A 24,025-nucleotide genomic window follows, 5' to 3' on the forward strand; every position below is an offset into this window, starting at 1 on the left:
CGCGCCCCTTACGGGGCGGGACAAGGCGGTCTTGTCCCTGCGGGGTCGAGGCCCAACAATGCGCATGACAAAACAACCGGACTGGACTGTCAGCGGAGGGGACCCCCCACATGAACAAGCCTCTCGTCGGTGCGTGTTTCGCCGTGCTCTTCCTGGGAGCGACGGCGGGGCCCGCGACGGCCGTCGGCCCTGAGACGTCCGTCGAGCCGAAGGTCAAGGCCGTCGACTTCGCCGGGACCGTGGCGCTCAGCAACTGTTCCGGAGCCGTCGTCCGCGTTCCCGGCTCGCAGTCGGGAGACCCCGCGTTCGTCCTGTCGAACGGCCACTGCCTGGAGAGCGGCTTCCCCGCGCCCGGCGAGGTCGTCGTCGACAAGCCCTCGTCGCGGAGCTTCACCCTGCTGAACGCCTCGGGCGGCCGCCTCGGGACGCTCAAGGCCAGCAAGATCGCGTACGCCACGATGACCGACACGGACATGTCGCTCTACCAGCTCACCAGCACCTACCGCGACATCGAGAGGAAGTACGGGATCAAGGCGCGGGAGCTGAACGCGGCACGGCCCGAGCAGGGCCGGGCGATCACCGTCGCCTCCGGGTACTGGAAGAAGATGTACAAGTGCGGCGTCGACGGCTTCGCCTACCGCCTCAAGGAGGGGAGCTGGACCTGGAAGGACTCGGTCCGCTACACCCCCGCCTGCCAGACGATCGGCGGCACCTCGGGCTCCCCGGTGATCGACGACGTGACCGGCAAGGTCATCGCGGTCCACAACACCGGCAACGACAGCGGCGGCCGGTGCACGGACAACAACCCCTGCGAGGTCGACGAGAACGGCAAGGTCACCGTGCGCGAAGGCATCAACTACGGCCAGCAGACCTACACGCTCGTGCCGTGCGTCGGCATCGGCAACAAGATCGACCTGGGCCGGCCCGGCTGCACGCTGCCGAAGCCGGTCGGGGGCCTTCGCTGACCCCCGAGAACGGTTCGGGCGCCGTCCGGCCGCCCCGCGCGGGGGGGCGTGGACGGCGCCCGTGTGTCACGTCCTCAGGCCGCCGGCGCCAGCTCGGCCCTGCCGAACAGCAGGGCGTAGCCCGGCGGCAGGAGGCTCAGCAGGCGGTCGACGAGCTGCTCGTCGACCGCCCGCGCCAGGGTGGTCAGGACGGAGCTGACGTCCCATCGGGCGGTGGCCGGCGTGGCGCCGTCGAGCCGCAGCGCCACGCTCTCGACGAACTCCGGTGCCGTGAGCCGCCGCGTCACGGGCACCTCGTCCGCGATCACCTTCGCGGCCTCGACCGGCAACTGGCTCGCCAGGTCGACGCGTTCGTCCCCGACGACGTGGCCGCCGAGGGCGGACAGGACGGCGCGCGTCACGCGCTCCGCCTCCGCCGCGGTGGCGTACTGGCCGGACTCCCTTACCGCCGCGATGAGTTCGCTCCATCTCATCGAGTCGTTCTCCTCCGTTTCGTGTGGTCGACCGCCGTTTCCGTCCCGTCGGCCGTCAGCCGCTGATCTGCCTGCGTCCGCTTCCGCCGCCGCTGATCTGGATCTTGCGCGGCTTCGCCTGCTCGGCCACCGGGATGCGCAGCGTCAGGACACCCGCGTCGTACGAGGCGTCGATCCGCTCGGTGTCCAGGGTGTCGCCGAGGAACAGCTGGCGGGAGAAGGTGCCGGTGGGGCGCTCGGCCGCGATCATCTCCACGCCCTCGGGGGCGGGGGAGCGGCGCTCGGCCCGTACGTTCAGCACGTGGCGTTCCACGTCCAGGTCGATCGACTCCGGGTCGACGCCCGGCAGATCGAAGTGGACCACGAAGTCGTCGCCCTCGCGGTAGGCGTCCATCTGCATTCCGGCCGGACGCGCGCTGTTGAAGACCTGCTGGGCGAGACGGTCGAACTCGCGGAACGGGTCGGTGCGCATGAGCATCACGGGTCACTCCCTTCCTCAGGTGCTGGGTGCGATGCCCTACGTTTTTCTATATAGCCCGAAGGAAGAAAATTGACAAGGCCGGACTCAGGTCTGGTTCCGGACGCCCGTCGTGGCGCGGCGCGGGGCCAGACCTGAGTCCGGGGCGGTCAGTGATCGGAGTAGCTGAGGTCCCCCACGGTCCAGGCGCTCACGTCCTGGATCGGGATGCGGTACATCCCGCCCGTCTCCGGCAGGGCCACGCTGCCCTGAAGGATCCGGGCCAGGTGGAAGTGCAGGTGGGTGGGGGGCGTGGCGTCCCGCGGCGGAGCGGCAGAGGTTCCGTCGGCCTCGAACACGGAGGCGAACGGACCCAGCTGGTCGGAATCCTTGAGGACTTCGGCGACGCGTCGGCGCCACAGGGATTCGGGGGCCAGCCGTCCGGTGATGACGGCACCGGCCACGACCACGGTGAGGGACATCTGATTGCTGTGCTCGGACTCCACCAGGGTGGCGATGTCTACGAGCAGTTCGTCAGGCTTCGACATGACTGGTGAGCCTACCGAGGGGAGGGGGCGTGTGGGTGCCCCGATCCCTCCTCCTCCGCTCCCGAAAATCTATCGCGGCTGGAGTAGACATGCGTGACCACCGTTGTTAGAGTTCCTGGTGTAGTCAGAGACTTGCAGCAAGGCGTTCTCTCCGGACGTCCGGCAAGCCCCGTACGACAAGACCCGTTCAGAAAGCCCCGTTCAGCAAGAGAGGAGTGGACGCCATCAGGATCGCCTGGGCGAGTTCGTCATCGCCCGGGTACCGCAGACCCCGGATTGGAAGGTGGTCCCCGGTCACGCATCCGCGATCCCCGCATCCCCGCCCCTCCGGGCGGCCGTGCGGAAACAGATAGCCGGCACACGCGGCCGGTAGATGGTGTTGAAACCCCTCGGGGCCTGGTGCCGCTACGGCACCAGGCCCCTCGACGCGTTCCAGAAAAGGTGCAAATGCCCCCAGAGACCCTGACGCAAGGCCCCGACCGGTTCGACGACGAGGATTACCCCGCCTACACGATGGGCCGGGCCGCCGAGATGATCGGCGCCACGCCCGGCTTCCTCCGCGCGGTCGGCGAGGCCCGCCTGATCACCCCGCTGCGCTCCGAGGGCGGCCACCGCCGCTACTCGCGCTACCAGCTGCGCGTCGCCGCGCGCGCCCGCGAACTCGTCGACCAGGGCACGCCGATCGAGGCCGCCTGCCGCATCGTCATCCTGGAGGACCAGCTGGAGGACGCGCTGCGCCTCAACGAACAGCTGCGCCGCTCCCCGGTCGGTTCCGAGGGGGCGCCGTCGTCCTGAGGGCGCCGCCGACGAAACGCTGCGTCTGACGGCGCCAGATATCTGTGACGGCAAATGCAGAATTTCGCGTGATGCGCGATGAGGGTTTATCGGCCGACCGGCTGAACGATAAAGAAACCCCTGCGCCGCCGGCGACGGCATGCTACTGTCGTTACCAGTTGCAGTTGTGGTTCCCAAGAGACTTCAAGTGCTCAGTCGACGTTATGGTGTCGGCGGGGCACTTTGTATTGCCGGTCATTACCGGACGGGGTAATCATTGCGGCGACGCGGAGTTCGCACAGTGTGGACTCCACGGGCACTGCCCCGAAGGAGATATGACATGGCTACTGGCACCGTGAAGTGGTTCAACGCGGAAAAGGGCTTCGGCTTCATCGAGCAGGACGGCGGCGGCGCCGACGTCTTCGCTCACTACTCGAACATCGCCACCCAGGGCTTCCGCGAGCTGCAGGAGGGCCAGAAGGTGACCTTCGACGTCACGCAGGGCCAGAAGGGCCCGCAGGCCGAGAACATCGTTCCCGCCTGACGCTGACGCGCACTTCGTAGCTGGGGCCCGCACCTTGGGTGCGGGCCCCAGCTCGTTTTGTTTCCGGGGAAACGCTCCCCGATGATCCGACGCAACACCCAGACACCCCGGTGAATCCGCCCCGGAGCGTGTCCTCTTCTTGACCGGCCGCTCTCGGACGAATTCCGGCGGCCGGAATTATGTTTCATTTTTCCCGGCCGTTCCTGCAATTCTCGACACCGTCACGGTGTCGGTATGAATTCCTCGATACGCGCCGCATCGAGGAAGGTTCTTCATGAACCGCTCAACTCGCACGAACGGCCGACAGGGCAGCCCCCGCTCCTCCGGCGGCTTCCGCGCCTCGGAGGGCTCCCGTTCCGGCGGCGGCCCCCGCTCCGGCGGACCCCGCTCCGGCGGACGGTCCTACTCCAAGGGCCCCTCGCGCCGCCCCGCCGCACTCCAGGGAGAGTTCGCCCTCCCGGTCACCGTCACCCCGGCCCTGCCGCCCGTCGAGGACTTCGCCGCGCTCGGCCTGCCGGACGGTGTGGTGCAGACCCTCACCCGCCTCGGCGTCACCCAGCCCTTCCCGATCCAGGCGGCCACGCTGCCCAACTCCCTCGCGGGCCGCGACGTCCTGGGCCGCGGGCGCACCGGATCGGGCAAGACCCTCGCCTTTGGCCTCGCGGTGCTCGCCCGCACCGCCGGACAGCGCGCCGAGCCGCGCCGCCCCCTCGCCCTGGTCCTCGTACCCACCCGCGAGCTGGCGCAGCAGGTGACCGACGCGCTCACCCCGTACGCCAAGGCGGTGCGGCTGCGCATGGCCACCGTGGTCGGCGGCATGTCGATCGGACGGCAGGCCGGTGCGCTGCGCGCCGGGGCCGAGGTCGTCGTCGCCACGCCCGGACGGCTCAAGGACCTGATCGAGCGCCGCGACTGCCAGCTCGACGATGTCGCCATCACCGTCCTCGACGAGGCCGACCAGATGGCCGACATGGGCTTCCTGCCGCAGGTCACCGAGCTTCTCGACCAGGTGCGGACCGGTGGCCAGCGCATGCTGTTCTCGGCCACCCTGGACCGCAACGTCGACCTGCTGGTCCGTCGCTACCTCAACGACCCGGTCGTCCACTCGGTCGACCCCTCGGCGGGCGCCGTCACCACGATGGAGCACCACGTGCTGCACATCCACGGTGCCGACAAGTACGCGACCACGACGGAGATCGCCGCCCGCGACGGGCGAGTCCTCCTCTTCCTCGACACCAAGCACGGGGTCGACCAGCTCACCACGCACCTGCTCAACAGCGGGGTGCGGGCCGCGGCGCTGCACGGCGGCAAGTCCCAGCCCCAGCGCACCCGCACGCTCGCCCAGTTCAAGTCCGGCCAGGTCACGGCGCTGGTCGCCACGAACGTCGCGGCGCGCGGCATCCACGTCGACGACCTGGACCTCGTCGTCAACGTCGACCCCCCGGCCGACCACAAGGACTACCTGCACCGCGGCGGCCGCACCGCCCGCGCGGGTGGTTCCGGCAGCGTCGTCACGCTGGTCACCTCGGCGCAGCGGCGCGACATGAACCGCCTGATGATGGCCGCGGGCATCACCCCGGAGACCATTCAGGTGCGCTCCGGCGAGGCCGAGCTGACCCGCATCACCGGCGCGCGGACCCCCTCGGGGGTTCCGGTGACCATCGCCGCCCCGCCGAAGGAAGGCGCCCGGCGCGGCGGCTCCCCGGCCCGTGGCCGCCGCCCCCGCGACGGCCGCGCGCGCCGCGCCTACACCGCCCGCGCACAGGGCGGCGGCGCGGCGCAGGGCGGGGCCTCGCAAGGGGCCTCGCAGAGCAGGGCCGCCTGAGGCCCGTCCGGCCCGGCCCGTCAGGTCTTCCCGCCCCTTCCCTTCTGTGAGGCACCATGCGCTGTGTCATCGCCCGATTCCCCTTCGACCTGTTCAAGAGTGAGGTCGAGCAGGCCATGAAGGGCGTCAAGCCCGAACCCGTCACCGGTGAGTCCGTGATCATCGGCCGGCGCCACTACCCCGTCAAGCAGGTCGGGGAAGTGATCACGCGGCAGGACCGCCGTGACTTCTCGGCGCAGGAAGTGACCCGGGCGCTGTCCGGCCTCGGCTTCACCTGCCGCGCCATGCCCGCGCCCGTCGCGCCGGAGCCCGCGGAGCAGGCCTGGCCGACTACGGTCGTCTAGCCTCAGCAGGCCCGAACGGCGCCTGATCGGTCTCTCAAGGGACCGGTCGGGCGCCGTTCGCATGTGCGCGCGCGTTCCTTGCGGGCCGAACAGGATGAGCAGCTCCAGGGGGCCCGGCGCCGCCCGCTCGCCGGCCGGGACAGCGTGCTCCGCGAGGCGGGGTCCACCGCGCCATCTTGCCGGAACCGCAAGATGGCGTGCCAGATCTGGGGGGCCGGAGAAGACTGCGGGCGTTCCCGACAGAAGGAGCCCCCGATGAACTCCACCAGCGCGGTCACGTTCTGGGACGGCGTCTACGCGGCACGGCCCGCGGCCACCGAGCCGCGGCCGAACGCACGGCTCACCGAGACGGTCACCGGCCTGCCGCCCGGCGACGTGCTCGACCTCGGCTGTGGCGAGGGCGGCGACGCGCTGTGGCTCGCCCGCCAGGGCTGGCACGTCACCGCCGTCGACGTCTCGGCCGTGGCGGTCGAGCGGCTCACCGCGCTCGCCCGCGCCCACGGCCTCGACGACCGGCTCACCGCCGAACGGCACGATCTGCCCGGGTCCTTCCCGCGCGGCGCGTTCGACCTCGTCAGCGCCCACTACCTCCAGACCCCCCTCGCGCTGGACAGGGCCACCGTCCTGCGCAAGGCCGCACACGCCCTGCGGCCGGGAGGGGCGCTGCTCGTCGTCGACCACGGGTCGACCGCTCCCTGGTCGTGGAACCAGGACCCCGACGTGCGGTACGCGACGCCCCACGAGGTCGCCGCGGACCTCGGCCTGGATCCGGCGGCGTGGACGGTCGAGCGGGCCGACGCGCCGCGCCGGACGGCGACCGGGCCGGATGGCCGCACCGCCGAGGTCACCGACCACGTCCTGATCATCCGCCGCGCCCGCCATGTCGGCCGCGCCCGCCGCGGTGACACCCCGCCGCCCAGGACCGGCGGCAGCGAGGCCGAGGTCCTGCGCGGCTTCCTCGACTACCTGCGGGAGTCGGTCTCCGTGAAGGTCGAGGGCGCGCCCGAACCGGCTGTCCGCACCGCCGCGGTGCCCTCGGGCACCCATCTGCTCGGCCTGCTCGGCCACCTCACCTCCGTGGAGCGGGCCACCTTCCTCGGGGAACGGGTCGACGACTGGTCGGCGACCTTCCGGGCCGCGCCCGGTGACAGCGTGGCCGATGTCGTCGCCCGCTACCGGCAGGCGGTCGCCGAGGCGAACGGCGTACTCGACGGCTGTACGGACCTCAGCGCGCCCGTGCCGCGTCCGCGGTCCAACGGCCCTGCCCCGAGCCTCCGTTGGGCGCTCACCCATCTGATCGAGGAGACCGGGCGGCACGCCGGTCACGCGGACATCCTCCGCGAGCTGATCGACGGGGCGACCGGGCGCTGACGGTGGTCGCGGGTGCTCGCCGTGGGCGCGGTCGGGGGCTACGGCGTACGAAGAGGTCAAGGCGTACGGCGTACGGCGCGTCCCGCGAGGACGTCGGTGCGCCGGCCGTCGCGCATCACGAACCGGCCGTCGATCAGGACGTGCGGGATGCCGGTGGGGAGTGTGCGGGGCGCCTTGAAGGTGGAGCCCGCCGCGACCGTCTCCGGGTCGAAGAGGACCAGGTCGGCGCGGTAGCCCTCGCGGACCAGGCCCCGGTCGGGGAGGCGGAGGCGGGCGGCGGGCCGCGAGGTGAGATGGGCGACGGTCTCCTCGACCGACATGACACCCAACTCCCGTGCGTAGCGCCCGAGATACTGCGGGAACGTGCCGTACGCGCGCGGGTGCGGCTTGAACCCTTGCAGGATGCCGTCGCTGCCGCCGGTGTGCACGCGGTGGCGCATGATCGCCCGTACGTTCTCCTCGTGGCCCACGTGCTGGAGGATCGTCGAGCCCAGCCTGTCGGCGATGAGCAGGCGGCGGGCGGTGACCCAGGGCTCCTCGCCGCGCGCGTCGGCGGACTGCTGGATCGTCTTGCCCACGCAGGACGCGAGCCCCGGATCGCTGACGCCGGAGATCTCGATCGTGTCCCACTCGATGGGCACGCCGTGGCAGCCGTCGGCGCCGATGACCTCCATGTGGTGGCGGATCCTCTCGGCGGTCCCCTCGTCCTTCAGGCGGGCGAGGATCGCGTCGGGCCCGCCTTCACTCGCCCAGCTGGGCAGCATCGCGACGAGCGTCGTGCAGCCGGGGGTGTAGGGGTACGTGTCCAGGGTGATGTCCGCGCCCCGCGCGAGGGCGTCGTCGAGGAGGGCGAGGAGGTCGGGGGCCTTGCCCTTGTTCACGCCGAAGTTCATGGTGGCGTGGGCCAGGTGCAGGGGGCAGCGTGCGGTGCGGGTGAGGTTCACCATCTCCTCGTACGCCTGGAGGGCGCCCGCTCCGTAACTTCGGTGATGGGGGCAGTAGTAGCCCTTGTGGGCGGCCACGACCTCGCACAGCGCGGTGAGTTCGGAGTCGTCGGCGTACATGCCGGGGGTGTAGGTGAGGCCCGACGACATGCCGACGGCGCCCTCGCGCATGCCTTCGGCGACGAGCTGCTTCATCCGGGCCAGCTCGGCGGGGGTGGCGGGCCGGTCGTCCCAGCCGACCGCGTACATCCGCACCGTGCCCTGGGGGATGAGGTAGGCGGCGTTCACCGCGATGCCGTGGCCGCCGTGGGCGGTGTCGAGGGCGTCCAGATAGCCGCCGACGGTGCGCCACGTGAAGTCGATGTCGGCGCCGTCGCCGTTCCAGCCGGTGATGGCCTGGCGGACCTGGGCGAGCGTGCGGTCGTCGACGGGGGCGTAGGAGAGTCCGTCCTGGCCGATGACCTCCAGGGTGACGCCCTGGGCGGCCTTCGCGGTGTGCGCGGGGTCGCGGAGCAGGGCGAGGTCGCTGTGCGCGTGCATGTCGATGAAGCCCGGCGCCAGCGCGAGGCCCTGGGCGTCCAGGGTGTGCCGGTGCCCTGTCGGGCGCCGGTCGCGGTTGCCCCGGGCCCCGTCCTCCCTGTGGATCGTGGCGATCCTGCCCTCGTGTACGCCGATGTCGGCGCGGTAGGCGGGGTGGCCGGTGCCGTCCATCACTTGGGCGTCTCGGATCACCAGGTCCATGGTTGGCCTTTCTTGCGGGGCGCTTGGGCGGTCGGTCCTGTCCGGCCTCCGGCCGGGGTCTTGCCCACCCGTGCGGGTGGGCCAGGTGCGGGTAGGTCCGGCCTTCGGCCGGATGGGTTCCCACCCGCACCACCCGTGCGGGATTCGTGTTCACCTGCGGGTGGCCCTGGTGGGGGTTTGCCGCCGTCGGCGAGTGCGGGTGGGTCCGGCCTTCGGCCGGATGGGTTCCCACCCGCACCACCCGTGCGGGTCTCGTGTTCACCTGCGGGTGGCCCTGGTGGGGGTTTGCCGCCGTCGGCGGCTGCGGGTGGGTCCGGCCTTCGGCCGGGGATTCTCCGCCCGCCTGGCCGTGCGGGTCTCGTGGACGGGTTCGGCCTCCGGCTGGGGCGTTCCCCACCCGCCCACCCACCCGTGCGGGTTCGTGGTCAGGTGCGGGGGCCCTCCGTCCACCCGTCCAGCACAGGGCAAACGGGTGGGTGGGTGGGGGGCATCCGTCGCGGAGCGACGGGTCAGGGAATGGTGCCGGGTACGCGTCCCGCCCCGCCAGGGGAAACCTCGCTCGAGACCTCCAGGTCAGGGAACGGCGCCGGGTCCGCGCCCCGGCCCGCCAAGGGCGAACCCCGCTCAAGACCCCCAGGTCAGAAGAGCGTTCGGAGGTAGTCCACTACCTCCCCCTCCCCCTCCACCACCGGAATCAACTGCCACTTGTCGAACACCGTGCACGGATGCGAGAGCCCCATCCCCACCCAGTCGCCCACGGTGATCTCCGCCTCCGGGGCGGTCCGGAGCCAGCCGTGCTGGTCGGAGAGGCCCGTGACCGTGATCCCGGTCGCGGGGCCGAGCACGCCGTCCCGGCGGACGACCCGCGCCTCGGGCAGGTCGAGGTCGTACGCCGCGTCCCGCTTCCCCGCGTTGGTGAACGCCTGCACCGAAGAGGGCCGCGACACCACCTGCGCCCAGAGCAGGAACGCGGGCTCCAGCGCCCCCTCCTCCGGCACCCGGTTGAACGGCGTCAGCCGCCGGTAGTGACCGTCGTCATGAGAGACGTACGCACCCGAACGCAGCAACTTCAGCAGCGGCACGGACAGTTCGGGGATCTCCGCGAACACCGACGCCACCGCGTCGAACCACGCGCTGCCCCCGGCACTGACCACGACCTCCGGCAGATCCGTGAACATCCCCGCCTTGTCCAGCTCGACGAGGAGCGCGACGAGCCGCCGCAGCCACGCCGTGACCCGCTCCGTGGAGGCTTGCGGCACCTCGCCCTCGTACCCGGCGACGCCCACGAGCCGCAGCGTGTCCGCGCCCGCGACGGCGTTGGCGATCTCGAAGCACTCGGCCTCGGTCCGCACGCCGGTCCGCGCCTCGTCGCCCGCCGCCAGTTCGAGCACGACGTCCACGGGACGGTTCGCGCCCGCCTCGCTGAGGGCGGCGTGCATCAGCTCGACGCCGCGTACGGAGTCGACGTAGCAGATGAAGCGGAAGGCCGGGTCGGCGTTGAGTTCGCCGGCCAGCCAGCGCAGCGCCGCCGCGTCGACCAGTTCGTTGGCGAGGAAGATCCGCGGGGTGCCGAACGCCCGTGCCACCCGCACCTGGTGGGGGACCGCGAGCGTGATGCCCCACGCCCCGCGCTCCATCTGCCGGGCGAAGAGCTGCGGCGCCATCGACGTCTTGCCGTGCGGCGCGAAGGCGAGGCCGTGCCGCTCGGCGTACGTCTCCATGAGCGCGAGGTTGTGTTCGAGGCGCTCGGCGGAGAGCGCGAGGACCGGAGTGGTGAACCCGCCGGTGAAGAGGTTCCGGCGCTGGGCCGCCAGCTCGCCGACGGTGAGGCCCTCCGCGTCCGGGGGAAGGCCCTTGAAGCGGTGATCGATCCGCTCGTCCGCGAGCGCGGCCAGCGAATCGGCGGGGTTCCGGGCGGCCATGGGCGCCTCCTCCAGAGGTGCGTTGCATCATCTGCAACAGTCATTGCGTATGTCGCTGACAGCTGTCTAACATCCGAGCCAACGCCGGGTCAACGGATCCGAGGAGACGGTCAGAGAGAGTCCGAAGAGACGGTTGAAGGGCTGGGAGAGCGTGACCGCACAGGCAGCCGCAGGGGTCGTCACGGAGTCGGAGACGGCCGCACGGGCGGCGGTGGACGTCGTCACGGAGACCGCCGCACGCGCGGCGGTGGACGTCGTGGCGCTCGGCGAGTCCATGGTCACCTTTCTGCCCGCCCGGCCCGGCCGCCTCGCCGACGTGCCCTCCTTCGACCGCGGGATCGGCGGCGCCGAGTCGAACGTCCTCTGCGCGCTCGCCGCCGCCGGGCACACCACCCGCTGGGTCAGCCGCGTCGGCGCCGACGGCTTCGGCGACCACCTCGTCGAGGCGATCGCCCGCTATGGAGTGGACACCTCCGCCGTCGGCCGCGACCCGCACCGCCCCACCGGCATCTACTTCCGCACCGCCGACGACCGCGACACCGACGCCCACGAGGTCGTCTACTACCGCGCGGGCTCGGCCGCCTCCGTCATGGCCCGGGGCTCCGTGGACGAGGACGCGCTCACCTCGGGCCGCGTCCTGCACCTGTCGGGCATCACACCCGCCCTCTCCGCCGACTGCCTCGACCTCGTACGCCACCTCTGCGCCCGGCGCACCGGCCGCGCGCCCCTCGTCTCCTTCGACGTCAACCACCGCCCGGGGCTGTGGAAGGACGCGGCCGCCGGACCGGACGTCCTGCTCGACCTCGCCCGCGGCGCCGACCTCGTCTTCGTCGGCGAGGACGAGGCCGCCACGGCCTGGGGCGTGACCGGCGGGCCCGACGCCGTGCGCGCCGCCCTGCCCGAACCCGCCACCCTCGTCGTCAAGCAGGGCCACCGCGGCGCCACCGTCCTGCGCCACGGCGAGGACCCCGTCTTCCAGGCCGCCCTGCGCGTGGACGTCGTCGCACCCGTGGGCGCCGGTGACGCCTTCGCCGCCGGGTTCCTCTCCGCCACCCTGCGCGGCCTGCCCGCCGCCCAGCGGCTGCGCCACGGCCACCTCATGGCCGCCGCCGCCCTCACCGTCCCCGGCGACCTCGCCACGCCCCCCGCCCGCGCACACGCCGACCGCCTCGCCGCTCTGGACGACGCCGCCTGGGGGACACTGCGTCTCGGCCCCGGCTGGACGGCGAACGCCCCGGAGGAAAGCGGGGCCGAGGAGGAGGTACGTACCCCATGAGCCAGACCGTCGACCGCGCGCTCTCGATCCTGCCGCTGCTCGCCGAGGGCCCCGCCGACCTGGGCCAGGTCGCCGACCGGCTCGGCGTCCACAAGTCCACGGCGCTCCGGCTCCTGCGCACCCTCCACGAGCACGGCCTGGTCTTCCGCCAGTCCGACCAGCGCTACCGCCTCGGCGCGCGCCTCTTCGCGCTCGCCCAGGAGGCCGTCGAGAACCTCGACGTGCGCGAGATCGCCCACCCCCACCTCCTCGCCCTCAACGAACGCTGCGGCCACACGGTCCACCTCGCCGTCCACGAGGACGGGGAAGTCCTCTACATCGACAAGGTCGAGAGCCGCTACCCGGTGCGGATGTACTCCCGCATCGGCAAGCCGGTGGCGATCACCGTCGCCGCCGTCGCCAAGCTCCTCATCGCCGACTTCCCGGAAGCCGAGCGCCGCGCCCTCGCGGAGAAGCTCGACTACCCCACCTACACGTCCCGTTCCACCCCCAACGCCCCCGCGTTCCTGCGGGAGTTGGAGAAGGTGCGCGAACAGGGCTGGGCCACCGACCTCGGTGGCCACGAGGAGTCCATCAACTGCGTCGGGGCGCCCATCCACGGCGCGGACGGACGCGTCATCGCCGCCATGTCGGTCTCCGCGCCGAATGTCGTCGTCACCGCCGAGGAACTCCTCACCCTGCTCCCGCTGGTGCGCCGCACGGCGGACGCCATCAGCCGGGAGTACTCCGGCAAGTCACCCCTGAAGGAAGCCTGAAGGACAGCTCATGACCGAGAAGACCGCCCTCACCCCCGCCACCCACACCGCCCCGCCCGCCAAGTTCTCCCACGGCGTGCGCAAGGGCAACATCCTCCAGGTCGCCGGGCAGGTCGGCTTCCTCCCCGCCGAGGAGGGCAAGGCCCCCACCCCGGCCGGCCCCACCCTGCGCGAGCAGACCCTCCAGACCTTCGCCAACGTCAAGGCGATCCTCGAAGAGGGCGGCGCGACCTGGGACGACGTGATGATGATGCGCGTCTACCTCACGGACGTGGACCACTTCGCGGAGATGAACGAGATCTACAACGCCTACTTCGAGGAGCAGGGCCTCAAGGCCCCCGCCGCGGCCCGCACCACGGTCTACGTGGGTCTGCCCAAGGGCCTGCTCATCGAGATCGACGCGCTCGCCGTGCTCGGCTGACCCACATCACTCTCCCGCAAGCCGTACGTCGTCACGGCACGGTGCCCCCTCGCGACGGGGCGCCGTGCCGCGATCCCCCCTGCCCCGAAAGCCTTATGCACTTACGAGGTCAACGATGTCCCCGTCCCCCACCGCCACCGCCGTGCTCGCGGCCGCCCCCGCCGCCGAGGCGCCACCGCACACCGGCGGCATCCTCGCCCTGATCGACGGCACGGCGGGCCTGCTGACCGTCGCCGCGCTCGGCATCGTGCTCCTGCTCTTCCTGATCATCAAGGTCAGGCTGCAGCCCTTCGTGGCGCTGCTCGCGGTCTCCATAGCCGTCGGCCTCTCGGCCGGCCTCTCCGTCACCGAACTCTTCGGCACGGTCCAGAAGTCCGACGCGGTCTCCGTCATCGAGTCGGGCATGGGCGGCATCCTCGGCCATGTGGCGATCATCATCGGCCTCGGCACGATGCTCGGCGCGATCCTGGAGGTGTCGGGCGGGGCCGAGGTGCTGGCCTCGCGCCTGCTGGGCCTCTTCGGCGAGAAGCGCGCGCCGCTCGCCATGGGCCTGACGGGCCTGATCTTCGGTGTCCCGGTCTTCTTCGACGTGGGCATCTTCGTCCTCGCGCCGATCGTGTACGCCGCCGCCAAGCGCAGCGGCAAGTCGATCCTCCTCTACTGCCTGCCGCTCCTCGCGGGCCTGTCGATGACCCACGCCTTCCTGCCCCCGCACCCGGGCCCGGTAGCGGCGGCCGGGCTCCTGAAGGTGGACCTCGGCTGGGTCATCCTCATGGGCATCGTCTGCGGTATCCCCGCGGTGCTCGCCGCCTGGGTGTACTCGGCGTGGATCGGCAGGCGCGTCTTCGTACCCGTTCCCCAGGACATGGTCGAGGCCGCCGAGGAGGCGAAGGCGGCGGTCGTCGCCGAGCAGCGGGAGGCGGGGGTCGCCCCGCAGGAGAAGCCGGTGCCGCTGGGCGTCGTCCTCGCGATCATCGGCACGCCGCTCCTCCTGATCCTCCTGGCGACCTTCTCCTCCATCGCCTTCGACCCCTCGACAGCCCGCTCGGTGATCGAGTTCTTCGGCAGCCCCTTCGTGGCGCTCACGATCGCCCTCTTCATGGCGTACTACCTGCTGGGCATCCGGCGCGGCTGGTCCCGCAAGTCCCTGGAGCGGGTGTCGACCGCGTCCCTGAAGCCGGTCGGCAACATCCTGCTCGTGGTCGGCGCGGGTGGCGTCTTCGGCGCGGTCCTGAAGGCGAGCGGCGTGGCGAAGGCCCTCTCGGACACCTTCCAGGACGTGGGCCTGCCGGTCCTCGTCCTGGCCTACCTGCTCTCCCTGATCCTGCGCGTCGCCCAGGGCTCGGCGACGGTGGCGATCGTCACGACGGCGGGCATCGTGGCCCCGCTGCTCGCAGAGGGCGACTACTCGCAGGCGTTCGTGGCCCTGGTCATCATGGCGATCTCGGCGGGCTCCATCTTCGCCTCGCACGTGAACGACGGCGGGTTCTGGATGGTGGCGAAGTACTTCGGCATCAGCGAGCGGGACACGTTGAAGACGTGGACGGTCCTGGAGTCGGTGCTCTCGGTGGCGGGGTTTGCGGTGGCGGCGGTGGTGAGCCTGTTCGTGTAGGGCCGTGCGGAGCACAGGTCCTCGCCGGAGCGGTCCCGACCGGCGAAGAGCCATCCGATCGGCCCAGAGGCGGAACGATTCGGCGGGTGAAGCGGCCGGGGCCCGCGACTGGCCGAGTTCACCGGCGGGCAGTCCTGCGGCGGCAAGTTCCTAACGGGGCGGCATCCGCGAGGCGTTGCGGACGACCCCGTCGTAGCTCAAGGAGTACACCTTGCGTGTTCGTCGACTCGTGACCAGTGCCTTCGCCGCCGCCGCACTCACGCTCACCTCTCTCGGCGCGGTGACCGTCACCGCGAGCCCCGCGGCAGCCAACCCCTGCGGCTTCTACGAGACCCACTCCGACGCCTATTACAACCACTGCACCAGCGACGGATCGAAGGTGGTCATCCACGTCAGGGTCGCCCTCGCGCCCGACTACGAGCGGTGTGTCGCACCCGGCCGGACCTGGCTCGGCTCCGCCAGCAAGATTCAGGGTGCCCACTACATCGGCCGCACCTGCTGACCCGTTCCGGGGCCCGCCACGTGCCGCGGCCCCGGACCCGTGCGAGGTCCGGGGCCGCTGCCGCGAGGGTCAGCCCGTGCAGTACTGCTGTTCCTTGCCGATCGAGCGGTACATGCAGTCCGAGTTCTCCAGGAGTTGCAGGACCGCGTCACGGTTGCGCGAGGTCTCGCGCTCGATGACCTCGTCGGGCGGGTAGAAGCCGCCGCCGCCCGCCGACGACGGGTACATCTCGAACGTGTAGCTGAAGATCTTCTGGTTGCCCCACAGCCAGTCGTCGATCGTGCCGTCCGTGATGTAGAGGTCGCTGGCCTGCTCGGGCGTGTAGCCGTTGCTCGCGGCCATCTTCCTGCCGACGGCGGCGTGCGCGTCGCGGTCGTCCTGGGTCAGGCCGGGGGCCGTGTCCGCGTACGTGTAGCCGTAGGGCCACAGGATCAGTTCGCTGTACGTGTGGAAGTCGATGGACGCCCTGATCTGCTGCTTGCCGCCGACGACCCGGCTGCGCACGAAGTCCGCGACGACCTTCACCTCGGGCGCCGACTCGGGGGCACGCCCGCGGTAGGTCTCCGAGCCGGTGGAGCCGGAGGAGCCGCCGCAGCAGCCCCACTTGTAGTTCCAGTTGCGGTTCATGTCGGTGCCGACGTTCGACGAGCCGCTGTTGGGCTGGCGGTTCTTGCGCCAGCTGCGGTAGGAGCCGGTCGCGATGTCGTACTCGCCGCCGTCCGGGTTCATGTCCGGCACGATCCAGATCTCGCGCGAGTCGACCATCTTCTTGACCCGCGCGTCCGTGGCGTAGTCGTCGCCCAGCTCGCGCAGCAGGTAGAGCGCCATCTCCACCGTCAGGTGCTCGCGGGCGTGCTGGTGGTGGGTGAAGAGGACCTCGGGCTCGGCCTCGTCCGTGGCCACGTTGTCGCTGATCTTGATGGCGACGATGTCCCGGCCCGCGTACGACTTGCCGATGACCCTCTTGCTCATCAGGTTCGGGTGGGCCGCGACGCGCTGGTCGATCGCGGCCGTCATCTCGGCGTAGTTGTGGTACCGCGCGTCGGCGGGCGGGAAGTCCTGGGGCTCCACCGCGTGGCCGCCCGTGCGCTTCGGGGGGCCGGGCAGGGCCTTGAGCGTGTAGCCAAGGCCGCGCAGCTTCGCCGCCTCGCGGCCGTCGGCGGAGACGACCACCGCGCGGGCGTCGACCTCGTCGATGGCGACGCCGGTGCGGGCGAGCGCGGTGCGCGCGGTGCGGTCGTCGGGGAGGGGGATCTCGTACTGGCGGGTCTCGTTGTCGTCCGCCGTGGCGGTGCTGCGGGCGGCCGGGTCGGCCGCGGACGGGGTGGCGTTGGCGGTGAGAGGGGCGGCCACGGCCAGGGCGAGCAGGGTCGCGAGAGCCGCGGATCTTCTGCCGCGTATGCGGAGTCGCATGAAGTCTCCTCAGGGGTGGGGGGTGGTCCAGTGCGACGCGTGGGGTGTGTGTGGGGGGCCTGGCCCGGGTGGTGCGAGATGTGGGGTGCGGGGTGTGGGGGTGTGTCCGGGCCGTGCGGGACGCGGGGTGCGCGATACGTGGTGCGGTGGGTGTGCGCGGTACGTGGTGCGCGGTGCGTGGTGCCGGGTGCGGGGTACGCCGCCCCATCGTCGGGGCGTGGCATGCTCCGGTCAACGCTGTCTTCCGGCCAACCCCTTGTGCCCCGCGCCGCTTTGCGCTTTCTTGATCGGCATGGCTGAAACCACAGGCAGTGGCACCACCGCCGGCGCATCCGCCCCCCAGCCCCGCAAATCGAGCTGGAAGTACATCGGCCCCGGCATCGTCGTCGCCGCGACCGGCGTCGGCGCCGGTGACCTCGTCGCGACCCTCATCGCGGGCAGCAACTTCGGCTACACCCTGCTGTGGGCCGCCGTCATCGGCTGCGTCGTAAAGATCTCGCTCGCCGAGGCCGCCGGCCGCTGGCACCTGTCCACCGGCACCACCCTCTTCGACGGCTGGGCGAGCCTCGGCCGCTGGACGACGTGGTTCTTCGTCGTCTACGTGGTGATCTGGGGGTACGTCTACGGGGCCGCGGCCATGTCCTCGTCGGGCCTGCCCCTCCAGGCGCTCTTCCCCGACGTCATGGAACTCAAATGGTGGGCGATCCTGACCGGCCTCGTCGGTCTGGTCTTCGTCTGGTTCAACAAGTACGCCGTCTTCGAGAAGGTCATGACGGTCCTGGTCGGCGTGATGTTCGTCGTCACCGTCTACCTCGCCGTCCGCGTCACCCCGCACCTGGGTGAGGCCTTCGCGGGCCTGCTGCCCGTCCTGCCCGACGAGAAGGACTCGATCCTCAACACGCTCGGCCTGATCGGCGGCGTCGGCGGCACCATCACCCTTGCGGCGTACGGCTACTGGGTGAATGCCAAGGGCTGGACCAACACCGGCTGGATGAAGGTGATGCGGCTCGACAACCGCGTCGCGTACATCACCACCGGCGTCTTCGTCGTCGCCATGCTCTTCGTCGGCGCCGAGATGCTGCACTCCGCGAACGTCGCCATCGCCAGCGGTGACAAGGGGCTCGTACAGCTCTCCGACATCCTGGAGAAGGAGTACGGCGGCGCCACCGCCAAGCTGTTCCTGGTCGGCTTCTTCGCCACCTCCTTCACCTCGCTGATCGGCGTCTGGCACGGCGTGAGCCTGATGTTCGCGGACTTCGTCGAGCGCTACCGCAAGCAGCGGGTTGGCGCGGACTCCACCGCGCTGAGCGGCGAGGAGGTGGCGTCCGGCGCCCGCGAGAAGTCGGTGCCGTTCCGCGCGTACCTGCTCTGGCTGACCTTCCCGCCGATGATCCTGCTCTTCCAGGGCCAGCCGTTCCGGCTCATCATCATCTACGGCGTCCTCGGCGCGGCCTTCATGCCGTTCCTGGCGCTGACCCTGGTCTGGCTGCTCAACTCCTCGCGCACGCCCAGGGAGTGGCGCAACGGCTGGCTCAGCAACGGCATGCTGACGGTCGCGGGCCTGCTCTTCCTGGTCCTGTGCGTCAAGCAGATCTCCGACCAGGACTGGAGCAGCTTCTTCTAGCCCGCGCCCACGCCTCGGAACACCACCCGCTTCCCGGTACGGAACAGTCACCTCTGCGTGAACACTGGGAAGTTGGGTGTTGAGGCGGGCCCCGCGTGGATATGGTGCTTGAGCCGAGGAGAAGTGCAGGGGGAGCCTCAGGGGGGCGCGCATGCCGACCGCCGTAGCCGTCACCGGCCCCGACCTCGTGCTGCCCTCGCCCGACCGGCACACCCCCTCGGCCGCCGTCCTCCAGTGCGCCGTGCGCTCCCCGCGGGCGTACTCCCTGGACCAGGCGCTCACCGAGATGGACATGCTCATCGAGCACCACGGATACGTGATCGTGCTCTGCCCCGCCTCGGCGCCCGCGGCCCTCACGCACCGGTTGTACGCGGTCCGCTCGGTCCTGGAGAGCGACCGGATCGCCGTCGTGCGCTCCGACCTGCCCCCGCTCGGCCTCGCCGTACTCGCGCTCCAGTTACGGCAGTTGTCGGTCTGCGACTTCAGCCCCGGCGTCCTCGCCTCCGCCGCCCGGCTGCTCTCCCACTACATCTACGCGGGCGCCCTGCTCGGCTCCGTCGCCAAGCTCGACCGCGTCCCCGTCACCCTCCAGTCGCACGCCAAGTCCTGGCTGCCCGGCGCCCGGTTCGCGGTCCTCGCCACGCCGCGGCCCGAGCTGGTGCGGCTCTCGGGAGACGGCTCGCAGGCGGGTCTGTCCGGCCCCGGGTTCGGTACGAAGATGCTGTACGCGCCCGGGCAGTTGGCCTCCGACTGGGTCACCGGGCACCTCGCCCCCGACTGGCGCTCCCAGGGTGTCGAAGAGGTCCGCCTGCCCGCCGAGTCCACGCGGTGGTGGGCCACCGGCAAGCTCGTCGAGTTCGCCGCGGCCATCCCCGACATCTCCGTGCTCTACCAGCTCGTGTCGTCCGTCCGCCGCGACGACTGCCACTGGTGCGGGCTCGAACTCATCGGCGACCGTTGCGCGTTCTGCGCCGCGCCCCTGCCGCCGCCCGAGGACCGCCCCGACCGCTCCGTCCGTCCCGGCCGCCCCGTGCGCGGCCTCCTGCCCCGCGGCGCGACCTAGCCGCCCTCCGCCCTCGACCCCTGCCCCTCGACCCTCGTACGTGACGACCCGCACCGCTCACTGTCCGTAGCCAACCGCACCGATCGAGGTAGTCCGGTCCATGAACTCACGCCAGCGCCGCGGCGTCATCCTGCTGGTCCTCTCGGTCCTGTGCGCGTTCGGCGCGTTCGCGGGGGTGCTCTCGGTGATCCGTGACGTGAACTCGAAGGTGGGGCCCGAGGTCGCCGCGTACAAGCTCAAGGGGGACATCGCGCCCTACAAGGAGCTGACGGCGGAGCAGTTCGAGAAGGTCGAGATGCCCGAGCGGTGGCTCTCCGACAACGCCGTCACGAACCTCCGCGAGATCCGCGGCAAGATCGCCGTCACCCAGCTGCGCAAGGGCTCGCTGCTCCAGAACGACATGATCGTCAAGCGGCCCGAACTCGGCCCGGGCCAGCAGGAGATCGCCATCATGATCGACGCGGCGACCGGTGTCGCCGGCAAGATCACGCCGGGCTCGACGGTCAACATCTACGCCACCTTCGAGGGCGAGAGCGACAAGGCGAAGGACCAGTCCAAAGTCATCGTGGAGGGCGCCAGGGTGCTCGACGTCGGCAAGCTGACCCCGCTCGAACCGGACCAGGACGACCGCACGCGCCGCAGGGCGAGCGAGGCCGTGCCGATCACGTTCGCCCTCGGCACGGCGGACGCGCAGCGCGTCGCGTACGCGGAGTCGTTCGCCACGCATGTGCGGCTCGCCCTCATCGGCGCGGGCGGCGATTCGACGGTGCCGCCGCGGGATCGTACGTACACCCTCGACGAGGACAAGTAGGAGGTCACGTATGGCCACGCGGATCCTGCCGGCCGTCGGGGACATCGAGGCGGCGCGGGCGTTGTCCACGCTCACCGGGCGGCTGCCGGACGCGGGGCCGGTCCTGCCGGCCGGTGGCTGCGCGGCGGTGCCCGATGCCTTCGTCCGGTCGGCGCGGGCCGGCGCGGGCGGCGATTCGACGGTGCCGCCGCGGGATCGTACGTACACCCTCGACGAGGACAAGTAGGAGGTCACGTATGGCCACTCGGATCCTGCCGGCCGTCGGGGACATCGAGGCGGCGCGGGCGTTGTCCACGCTGACCGGGCAGCTGCCCGACGCCGAACCGGCGCTGCCCGTCGGGGACTCCACCGCGCTGCTCGACACCCTCGCCCGGCTCGCCGCCGAGTCCGTCGACGAACTGCCCGAGGTCGTCCTCGTCCACGAGCGGATCGGACCGGTCCCGGCGCTCGACCTCATCCGCGACCTCGTCCTGCGCTTCCCCGCCGTCGGCGTCGTCCTGATCACCGCCGACACCAGCCCCGGCATCCTCACCGCCGCCATGGACTGCGGGGCACGCGGCATCGTCGGCGTACCGCTCGCCTACGACGCCCTCGCCGAGCGCGTCCAGGCCGCCGCCGCCTGGTCCGCCGGGATGCGGCGCCACCTCGGCAGCGGGGGCGGGGGGCTCGAACTGTACGGCGGCGGCGCGGGCGGGCCCGGGGCGCCCGGCGGCGCCGGCACCGTCGTCACCGTCAGCGGGGCGAAGGGCGGCGTCGGGGCCACCCTCGCGGCCGCCCAACTCGCCCTCGCCGCGCAGGCGTCGGGCCGTACCGTCGCCCTCCTCGACCTCGACCTCCAGTCCGGCGACGTCGCCTCCTACCTGGACGTGCAGTTCCGCCGCTCGGTCGTCGACCTCGCCGCCATCACCGACATCACGCCCCGCGTCCTCCAGGACGCCGTCTACACCCACGAGAGCGGCATCGGCCTGCTCCTCGCCCCCGCCGAGGGCGAACGCGGCGAGGAGGTCACCGACCGCGTCGCCCGCCAGATCCTCGGCTCCCTGCGCGCCCGCTACGACGTCGTGGTCGTCGACTGCGGCGCCTACGTCACCGCCGCGAGCGCCGCCGCCGTGGAACTCGCCGACCACGCGCTGCTGCTCCTCACCCCCGACGTGGTGGCGGTACGCGCCGCCAAGCGCATGGTGCGGCTGTGGGACCGCCTCCAGATCCGCAAGGCCGAGGAGACCCTCACCGTCGTCAACCGCCACGGCAAGGGCGCGGAGATACAGCCCTCCCTGGTGGAACGCGTCACCGGCACCCGGGTCGCCCGCACCACCGTGCCCGCCGCCTTCAAGGAGCTCCAGGCCGCGGTGGACGCGGGCCGCGTGCAGGACCTCGACAGCCGCTCCTCGGTGAAGCAGGCGCTGTGGGGCCTCGCCGGTGAGCTGGGGATCGTCGACGCGGAGGCCGCGGGCGGGGCGGCGGGCAAGCGGGGCGGGCTCTCCCTGAGGAGGAAGGCGGCGGGCGGCGACCGGGGAGCGGTCACGCTGGAGTTCGCCGGGATGTTCCCGCTGCTGCTGGCCGTCATGGCGATCCTGTGGCAGTGCGCGCTGTACGGCTACACGTACTCCCTCGCCGGGAACGCGGCGGACGAGGCGGCACGGGCGGCCACGGCGGCGTACGCGGTGGGGGAGGGCGGCGCCGGGGCCTGCTCCGACGCGGGTAAGGAACACCTGCCCGACGCCTGGCAGGACGCCACGGTGACCTGCACGGACGAGGGCTCGGTCTGGAAGGCCCGCGTCTCGGTGGACGTGCCCGTGTTCTTCCCCGGCCTCGACGCGGGGTGGCACGTCGACGGGGAGGCGGGCGCGGCCAAGGAGGGGGAGGACGGATGAGGGCGCCGAGGTTTCCGCGGTTCCCGAGGCGCCGCCGCTGTTGGGGCGATCGCGGGGTCTCGATGCTGGAGTTCGCCGGTTTCCTGCCGGTGCTGCTCCTCGTCGGCCTCGCCGCGATCCAGCTCGGCCTGGTCGGTTACGCCGCCAACCAGGCGGGCTCGGGCGCCCGCGCGGCGGCCCGCGCGGCGTCCCAGGGCGAGTCGGGGGAGGCGGCGGGCGCTGCGGCCATGGACGGCGGACTCAGCTCCTCCATCGGGGTCGGCACGGGCGGCGACACGACGACCGCCACCGTCGAGGTCCAGGTGCCGACGCTGCTGCCCTTCGTGGACGCGGGCTGGAGCGTCACCAAGGAGGCCACGATGCCCAATGACGACGACGGCGAGTACTGAGCCCCGTACCCCTGAAGGAGGTCGAAGGACGCCATGAGCCTGCGCGACCGCGTCGCCCCCACCCACCAGACCGAGCCGAGCCGCGACGACGGCCTCGTCGCCGTCTACCGCGCCAAGCTCCTGGAGGAGATCGACCTCGCCGAGATGTCGTCGCTCGCTGCCGCGGACCGCCGCGTCCGCCTGGAGCGCGTCCTCGGCCACATCATCAGCCGCGAGGGCCCCGTACTCTCCACCTCCGAGCGCGCCCAGCTGATCCGCCGCGTCGTGGACGAAGCGCTCGGACTCGGCGTCCTCGAACCTCTCCTCGCCGACGCCTCCATCACGGAGATCATGGTCAACGGCCCCGACTCCGTCTTCGTGGAACGCGCCGGCCGCGTCGAGCAGCTGCCCCTCCGCTTCGCCTCCAACGACCAGCTGATGCAGACCATCGAACGCATCGTCTCCACGGTCAACCGCCGCGTCGACGAGTCCAACCCCATGGTCGACGCCCGCCTGCCCACCGGCGAGCGCGTCAACGTCATCATCCCGCCGCTCGCCCTGACCGGCGCCACCCTCACCATCCGCCGCTTCCCGCGCGCGTACACACTCCCCGAACTGATCAGCCTCGGCTCGCTCGACGAGCAGATGCTGATGCTCCTCGCGGCCTTCGTGCGCGCCCGCTTCAACCTCATCGTCAGCGGCGGCACGGGCAGCGGCAAGACGACCCTCCTCAACGCGCTCTCCGGCCTGATCCCGGCCCACGAGCGCATCATCACCATCGAGGACTCGGCGGAGCTGCAACTCCAGCAGGACCACGTCATCCGGCTCGAATCGCGCCCGGCCAACGTCGAGGGCAAAGGCCAGATCACCATCCGCGACCTCGTCCGCAACAGCCTGCGCATGCGCCCCGACCGCATCATCGTCGGCGAGGTCCGCGGCGGCGAGACCCTCGACATGCTCCAGGCGATGTCGACGGGCCACGACGGCTCGCTCGCCACCGTCCACGCCAACACCGCCGAGGACGCCCTCATGCGCCTGCAGACCCTCGGCTCCATGTCGGAGGTCCAGATCCCCTTCGAAGCGCTGAAGGACCAGATCAACTCGGCCGTCGACGTGGTCGTCCAGCTCGCCCGGCACAGCGACGGCTCCCGCAAGATCGCCGAGATCGTGCTGCTCGTCTCGCACGGCCGCCAGCAGTTCCGCATCGCGCCCGTCACCCGCTTCGTGCCGCGCCCGATCGGCCCCGACCGCGTCGTCCACGGCCACTTCGAGCACCTGCCGCTGCCGCGCGAGATCGCCGACAAGCTGTACGGGGCGGGGGAGCCGGTGCCGCCCGCGTACGGGGTGGCGGAGGCCATCGACGTACTGGACACGAGGGAGGCGATCGGATGACGCCGT

The 24,025-nt window shown here is 71.5% G+C and carries 24 protein-coding genes and 1 pseudogene; 19 read left to right on the top strand and 6 right to left on the bottom strand.

Annotation, left to right across the window (positions count from 1 at the left end; translation table 11 throughout):
- Positions 1-110 precede the first annotated feature (110 nt).
- Positions 111-965, top strand: coding sequence for a trypsin-like peptidase domain-containing protein (locus DMA15_RS23475; protein ID WP_125514731.1), 855 nt, complete (start codon positions 111-113; stop codon positions 963-965).
- A 74-nt stretch (positions 966-1,039) separates the two neighbouring features.
- Here the strand turns inward: DMA15_RS23475 and DMA15_RS23480 are convergent, their stop codons facing one another.
- The 3 genes from DMA15_RS23480 to DMA15_RS23490 form a co-directional block, all read right to left on the bottom strand.
- The gene (locus DMA15_RS23480) at positions 1,040-1,438 is read right to left on the bottom strand and encodes a DUF2267 domain-containing protein (RefSeq protein ID WP_125514732.1); all 399 of its coding nucleotides are present in this window, start codon (positions 1,436-1,438) and stop codon (positions 1,040-1,042) included.
- Positions 1,439-1,493: 55 nt separating this feature from the next.
- The gene (locus DMA15_RS23485) at positions 1,494-1,916 is read right to left on the bottom strand and encodes an Hsp20/alpha crystallin family protein (protein ID WP_125514734.1); all 423 of its coding nucleotides are present in this window, start codon (positions 1,914-1,916) and stop codon (positions 1,494-1,496) included.
- Positions 1,917-2,065: 149 nt separating this feature from the next.
- Positions 2,066-2,443: a hypothetical protein gene (locus DMA15_RS23490; RefSeq protein WP_125514736.1), complete on the bottom strand. Its 378-nt coding sequence runs from the start codon at positions 2,441-2,443 to the stop codon at positions 2,066-2,068.
- A gap of 447 nt (positions 2,444-2,890) precedes the next feature.
- On the opposite strand from DMA15_RS23490, the gene DMA15_RS23495 reads away from it, so the two are divergent.
- The 6 genes and pseudogenes from DMA15_RS23495 (at position 2,891) to DMA15_RS37070 (ending at position 7,301) form a co-directional block, all read left to right on the top strand.
- A complete protein-coding gene (locus DMA15_RS23495; protein WP_125514737.1) occupies positions 2,891-3,238 on the top strand; it encodes a MerR family transcriptional regulator in 348 nt (115 codons plus the stop codon).
- Between the two features lie 319 nt (positions 3,239-3,557).
- Positions 3,558-3,761: a cold-shock protein gene (locus DMA15_RS23500; RefSeq protein WP_010986199.1), complete on the top strand. Its 204-nt coding sequence runs from the start codon at positions 3,558-3,560 to the stop codon at positions 3,759-3,761.
- Positions 3,762-4,035: 274 nt separating this feature from the next.
- Entirely contained in the window at positions 4,036-5,586 is a 1,551-nt protein-coding gene (locus tag DMA15_RS23505; RefSeq protein WP_125514738.1) for a DEAD/DEAH box helicase, read from the top strand.
- Positions 5,587-5,642: 56 nt separating this feature from the next.
- On the top strand, positions 5,643-5,930 hold the full coding sequence (locus DMA15_RS23510) for an SCO5918 family protein (RefSeq protein ID WP_125514740.1): 288 nt from the start codon (positions 5,643-5,645) through the stop codon (positions 5,928-5,930).
- A gap of 255 nt (positions 5,931-6,185) precedes the next feature.
- A pseudogene (locus DMA15_RS23515) lies at positions 6,186-6,803 on the top strand (class I SAM-dependent methyltransferase); the annotation flags it as partial.
- Positions 6,795-7,301 carry a DinB family protein gene (locus tag DMA15_RS37070; RefSeq protein ID WP_206302954.1) on the top strand — a complete coding sequence of 169 codons (507 nt, stop codon included), beginning with the start codon at positions 6,795-6,797 and terminating at the stop codon, positions 7,299-7,301. The pseudogene DMA15_RS23515 and the gene DMA15_RS37070, both read left to right, overlap by 9 nt.
- Positions 7,302-7,357: 56 nt before the next feature.
- On the opposite strand, the gene DMA15_RS23520 is transcribed toward DMA15_RS37070, so the two are convergent.
- Together DMA15_RS23520 and DMA15_RS23525 are read right to left on the bottom strand one after the other, a co-directional pair.
- Complete coding sequence (locus DMA15_RS23520) at positions 7,358-8,986, bottom strand: D-aminoacylase (protein ID WP_125514741.1); 1,629 nt, start codon at positions 8,984-8,986, stop codon at positions 7,358-7,360.
- Positions 8,987-9,624: 638 nt separating this feature from the next.
- The gene (locus DMA15_RS23525) at positions 9,625-10,908 is read right to left on the bottom strand and encodes an amino acid deaminase (RefSeq protein ID WP_125514743.1); all 1,284 of its coding nucleotides are present in this window, start codon (positions 10,906-10,908) and stop codon (positions 9,625-9,627) included.
- A gap of 211 nt (positions 10,909-11,119) precedes the next feature.
- Here DMA15_RS23525 and DMA15_RS23530 point away from each other — a divergent pair, with 211 nt between their 5' ends.
- From DMA15_RS23530 to DMA15_RS23550, 5 genes are all read left to right on the top strand, one after another.
- Positions 11,120-12,184: a sugar kinase gene (locus DMA15_RS23530; RefSeq protein ID WP_276314394.1), complete on the top strand. Its 1,065-nt coding sequence runs from the start codon at positions 11,120-11,122 to the stop codon at positions 12,182-12,184.
- Complete coding sequence (locus tag DMA15_RS23535; protein WP_125514747.1) at positions 12,181-12,939, top strand: IclR family transcriptional regulator; 759 nt, start codon at positions 12,181-12,183, stop codon at positions 12,937-12,939. The genes DMA15_RS23530 and DMA15_RS23535 overlap by 4 nt, the downstream gene beginning before the upstream one ends.
- Before the next feature lie 10 nt (positions 12,940-12,949).
- Positions 12,950-13,360, top strand: coding sequence for a RidA family protein (locus DMA15_RS23540; protein ID WP_125514749.1), 411 nt, complete (start codon positions 12,950-12,952; stop codon positions 13,358-13,360).
- Positions 13,361-13,475: 115 nt separating this feature from the next.
- Complete coding sequence (locus DMA15_RS23545) at positions 13,476-14,972, top strand: gluconate:H+ symporter (RefSeq protein ID WP_125514751.1); 1,497 nt, start codon at positions 13,476-13,478, stop codon at positions 14,970-14,972.
- A gap of 211 nt (positions 14,973-15,183) precedes the next feature.
- A complete protein-coding gene (locus tag DMA15_RS23550; protein ID WP_125514752.1) occupies positions 15,184-15,474 on the top strand; it encodes a DUF6355 family natural product biosynthesis protein in 291 nt (96 codons plus the stop codon).
- 69 nt (positions 15,475-15,543) lie between these two features.
- Here DMA15_RS23550 and DMA15_RS23555 read toward each other — a convergent pair whose 3' ends face one another.
- Positions 15,544-16,887, bottom strand: coding sequence for a M14 family metallopeptidase (locus tag DMA15_RS23555; RefSeq protein ID WP_125514754.1), 1,344 nt, complete (start codon positions 16,885-16,887; stop codon positions 15,544-15,546).
- A gap of 292 nt (positions 16,888-17,179) precedes the next feature.
- Between DMA15_RS23555 and DMA15_RS23560 the strand changes: the two genes are divergently transcribed.
- From DMA15_RS23560 to DMA15_RS23590, 7 genes are all read left to right on the top strand, one after another.
- Positions 17,180-18,511: an Nramp family divalent metal transporter gene (locus tag DMA15_RS23560; RefSeq protein ID WP_125514756.1), complete on the top strand. Its 1,332-nt coding sequence runs from the start codon at positions 17,180-17,182 to the stop codon at positions 18,509-18,511.
- Between the two features lie 151 nt (positions 18,512-18,662).
- On the top strand, positions 18,663-19,574 hold the full coding sequence (locus DMA15_RS23565) for a hypothetical protein (protein WP_125514757.1): 912 nt from the start codon (positions 18,663-18,665) through the stop codon (positions 19,572-19,574).
- Between the two features lie 100 nt (positions 19,575-19,674).
- Entirely contained in the window at positions 19,675-20,385 is a 711-nt protein-coding gene (gene cpaB, locus DMA15_RS23570) for a Flp pilus assembly protein CpaB (protein ID WP_125514759.1), read from the top strand.
- A gap of 10 nt (positions 20,386-20,395) precedes the next feature.
- Positions 20,396-20,611, top strand: a complete 216-nt coding sequence (locus tag DMA15_RS23575; protein ID WP_125514761.1) for a hypothetical protein — start codon at positions 20,396-20,398, stop codon at positions 20,609-20,611.
- A gap of 10 nt (positions 20,612-20,621) precedes the next feature.
- Positions 20,622-22,259: an AAA family ATPase gene (locus DMA15_RS23580; RefSeq protein ID WP_125514763.1), complete on the top strand. Its 1,638-nt coding sequence runs from the start codon at positions 20,622-20,624 to the stop codon at positions 22,257-22,259.
- Positions 22,260-22,321: 62 nt separating this feature from the next.
- Positions 22,322-22,648 carry a TadE/TadG family type IV pilus assembly protein gene (locus DMA15_RS23585; RefSeq protein ID WP_125514765.1) on the top strand — a complete coding sequence of 109 codons (327 nt, stop codon included), beginning with the start codon at positions 22,322-22,324 and terminating at the stop codon, positions 22,646-22,648.
- 33 nt (positions 22,649-22,681) lie between these two features.
- A complete protein-coding gene (locus DMA15_RS23590) occupies positions 22,682-24,019 on the top strand; it encodes a CpaF family protein (RefSeq protein WP_125514767.1) in 1,338 nt (445 codons plus the stop codon).
- Positions 24,020-24,025: the final 6 nt, after the last annotated feature.

This window comes from Streptomyces sp. WAC 01529 (assembly GCF_003945545.1).
GTDB classification, from domain to species: Bacteria; Actinomycetota; Actinomycetes; order Streptomycetales; family Streptomycetaceae; genus Streptomyces; species Streptomyces anatolicus.

What these genes read in the sequence shown, in the direction of transcription:
- DMA15_RS23520 (WP_125514741.1), bottom strand. Translation starts at nt 8,986, where the DNA reads ATGGACCTGGTGATCCGAGACGCCCAAGTGATGGACGGCACCGGCCAC.
- DMA15_RS23580 (WP_125514763.1), top strand. Translation starts at nt 20,622, where the DNA reads ATGGCCACTCGGATCCTGCCGGCCGTCGGGGACATCGAGGCGGCGCGG.
- DMA15_RS23485 (WP_125514734.1), bottom strand. Translation starts at nt 1,916, where the DNA reads ATGCTCATGCGCACCGACCCGTTCCGCGAGTTCGACCGTCTCGCCCAG.
- DMA15_RS23510 (WP_125514740.1), top strand. Translation starts at nt 5,643, where the DNA reads ATGCGCTGTGTCATCGCCCGATTCCCCTTCGACCTGTTCAAGAGTGAG.
- DMA15_RS23585 (WP_125514765.1), top strand. Translation starts at nt 22,322, where the DNA reads ATGCTGGAGTTCGCCGGTTTCCTGCCGGTGCTGCTCCTCGTCGGCCTC.
- DMA15_RS23535 (WP_125514747.1), top strand. Translation starts at nt 12,181, where the DNA reads ATGAGCCAGACCGTCGACCGCGCGCTCTCGATCCTGCCGCTGCTCGCC.
- DMA15_RS23540 (WP_125514749.1), top strand. Translation starts at nt 12,950, where the DNA reads ATGACCGAGAAGACCGCCCTCACCCCCGCCACCCACACCGCCCCGCCC.
- DMA15_RS23590 (WP_125514767.1), top strand. Translation starts at nt 22,682, where the DNA reads ATGAGCCTGCGCGACCGCGTCGCCCCCACCCACCAGACCGAGCCGAGC.
- DMA15_RS23505 (WP_125514738.1), top strand. Translation starts at nt 4,036, where the DNA reads ATGAACCGCTCAACTCGCACGAACGGCCGACAGGGCAGCCCCCGCTCC.
- DMA15_RS23555 (WP_125514754.1), bottom strand. Translation starts at nt 16,887, where the DNA reads ATGCGACTCCGCATACGCGGCAGAAGATCCGCGGCTCTCGCGACCCTG.
- DMA15_RS23495 (WP_125514737.1), top strand. Translation starts at nt 2,891, where the DNA reads ATGCCCCCAGAGACCCTGACGCAAGGCCCCGACCGGTTCGACGACGAG.
- DMA15_RS23480 (WP_125514732.1), bottom strand. Translation starts at nt 1,438, where the DNA reads ATGAGATGGAGCGAACTCATCGCGGCGGTAAGGGAGTCCGGCCAGTAC.
- DMA15_RS23475 (WP_125514731.1), top strand. Translation starts at nt 111, where the DNA reads ATGAACAAGCCTCTCGTCGGTGCGTGTTTCGCCGTGCTCTTCCTGGGA.
- DMA15_RS23575 (WP_125514761.1), top strand. Translation starts at nt 20,396, where the DNA reads ATGGCCACGCGGATCCTGCCGGCCGTCGGGGACATCGAGGCGGCGCGG.
- DMA15_RS23490 (WP_125514736.1), bottom strand. Translation starts at nt 2,443, where the DNA reads ATGTCGAAGCCTGACGAACTGCTCGTAGACATCGCCACCCTGGTGGAG.
- DMA15_RS23500 (WP_010986199.1), top strand. Translation starts at nt 3,558, where the DNA reads ATGGCTACTGGCACCGTGAAGTGGTTCAACGCGGAAAAGGGCTTCGGC.
- DMA15_RS23565 (WP_125514757.1), top strand. Translation starts at nt 18,663, where the DNA reads ATGCCGACCGCCGTAGCCGTCACCGGCCCCGACCTCGTGCTGCCCTCG.
- DMA15_RS23545 (WP_125514751.1), top strand. Translation starts at nt 13,476, where the DNA reads ATGTCCCCGTCCCCCACCGCCACCGCCGTGCTCGCGGCCGCCCCCGCC.
- DMA15_RS23525 (WP_125514743.1), bottom strand. Translation starts at nt 10,908, where the DNA reads ATGGCCGCCCGGAACCCCGCCGATTCGCTGGCCGCGCTCGCGGACGAG.
- DMA15_RS23560 (WP_125514756.1), top strand. Translation starts at nt 17,180, where the DNA reads ATGGCTGAAACCACAGGCAGTGGCACCACCGCCGGCGCATCCGCCCCC.
- cpaB (WP_125514759.1), top strand. Translation starts at nt 19,675, where the DNA reads ATGAACTCACGCCAGCGCCGCGGCGTCATCCTGCTGGTCCTCTCGGTC.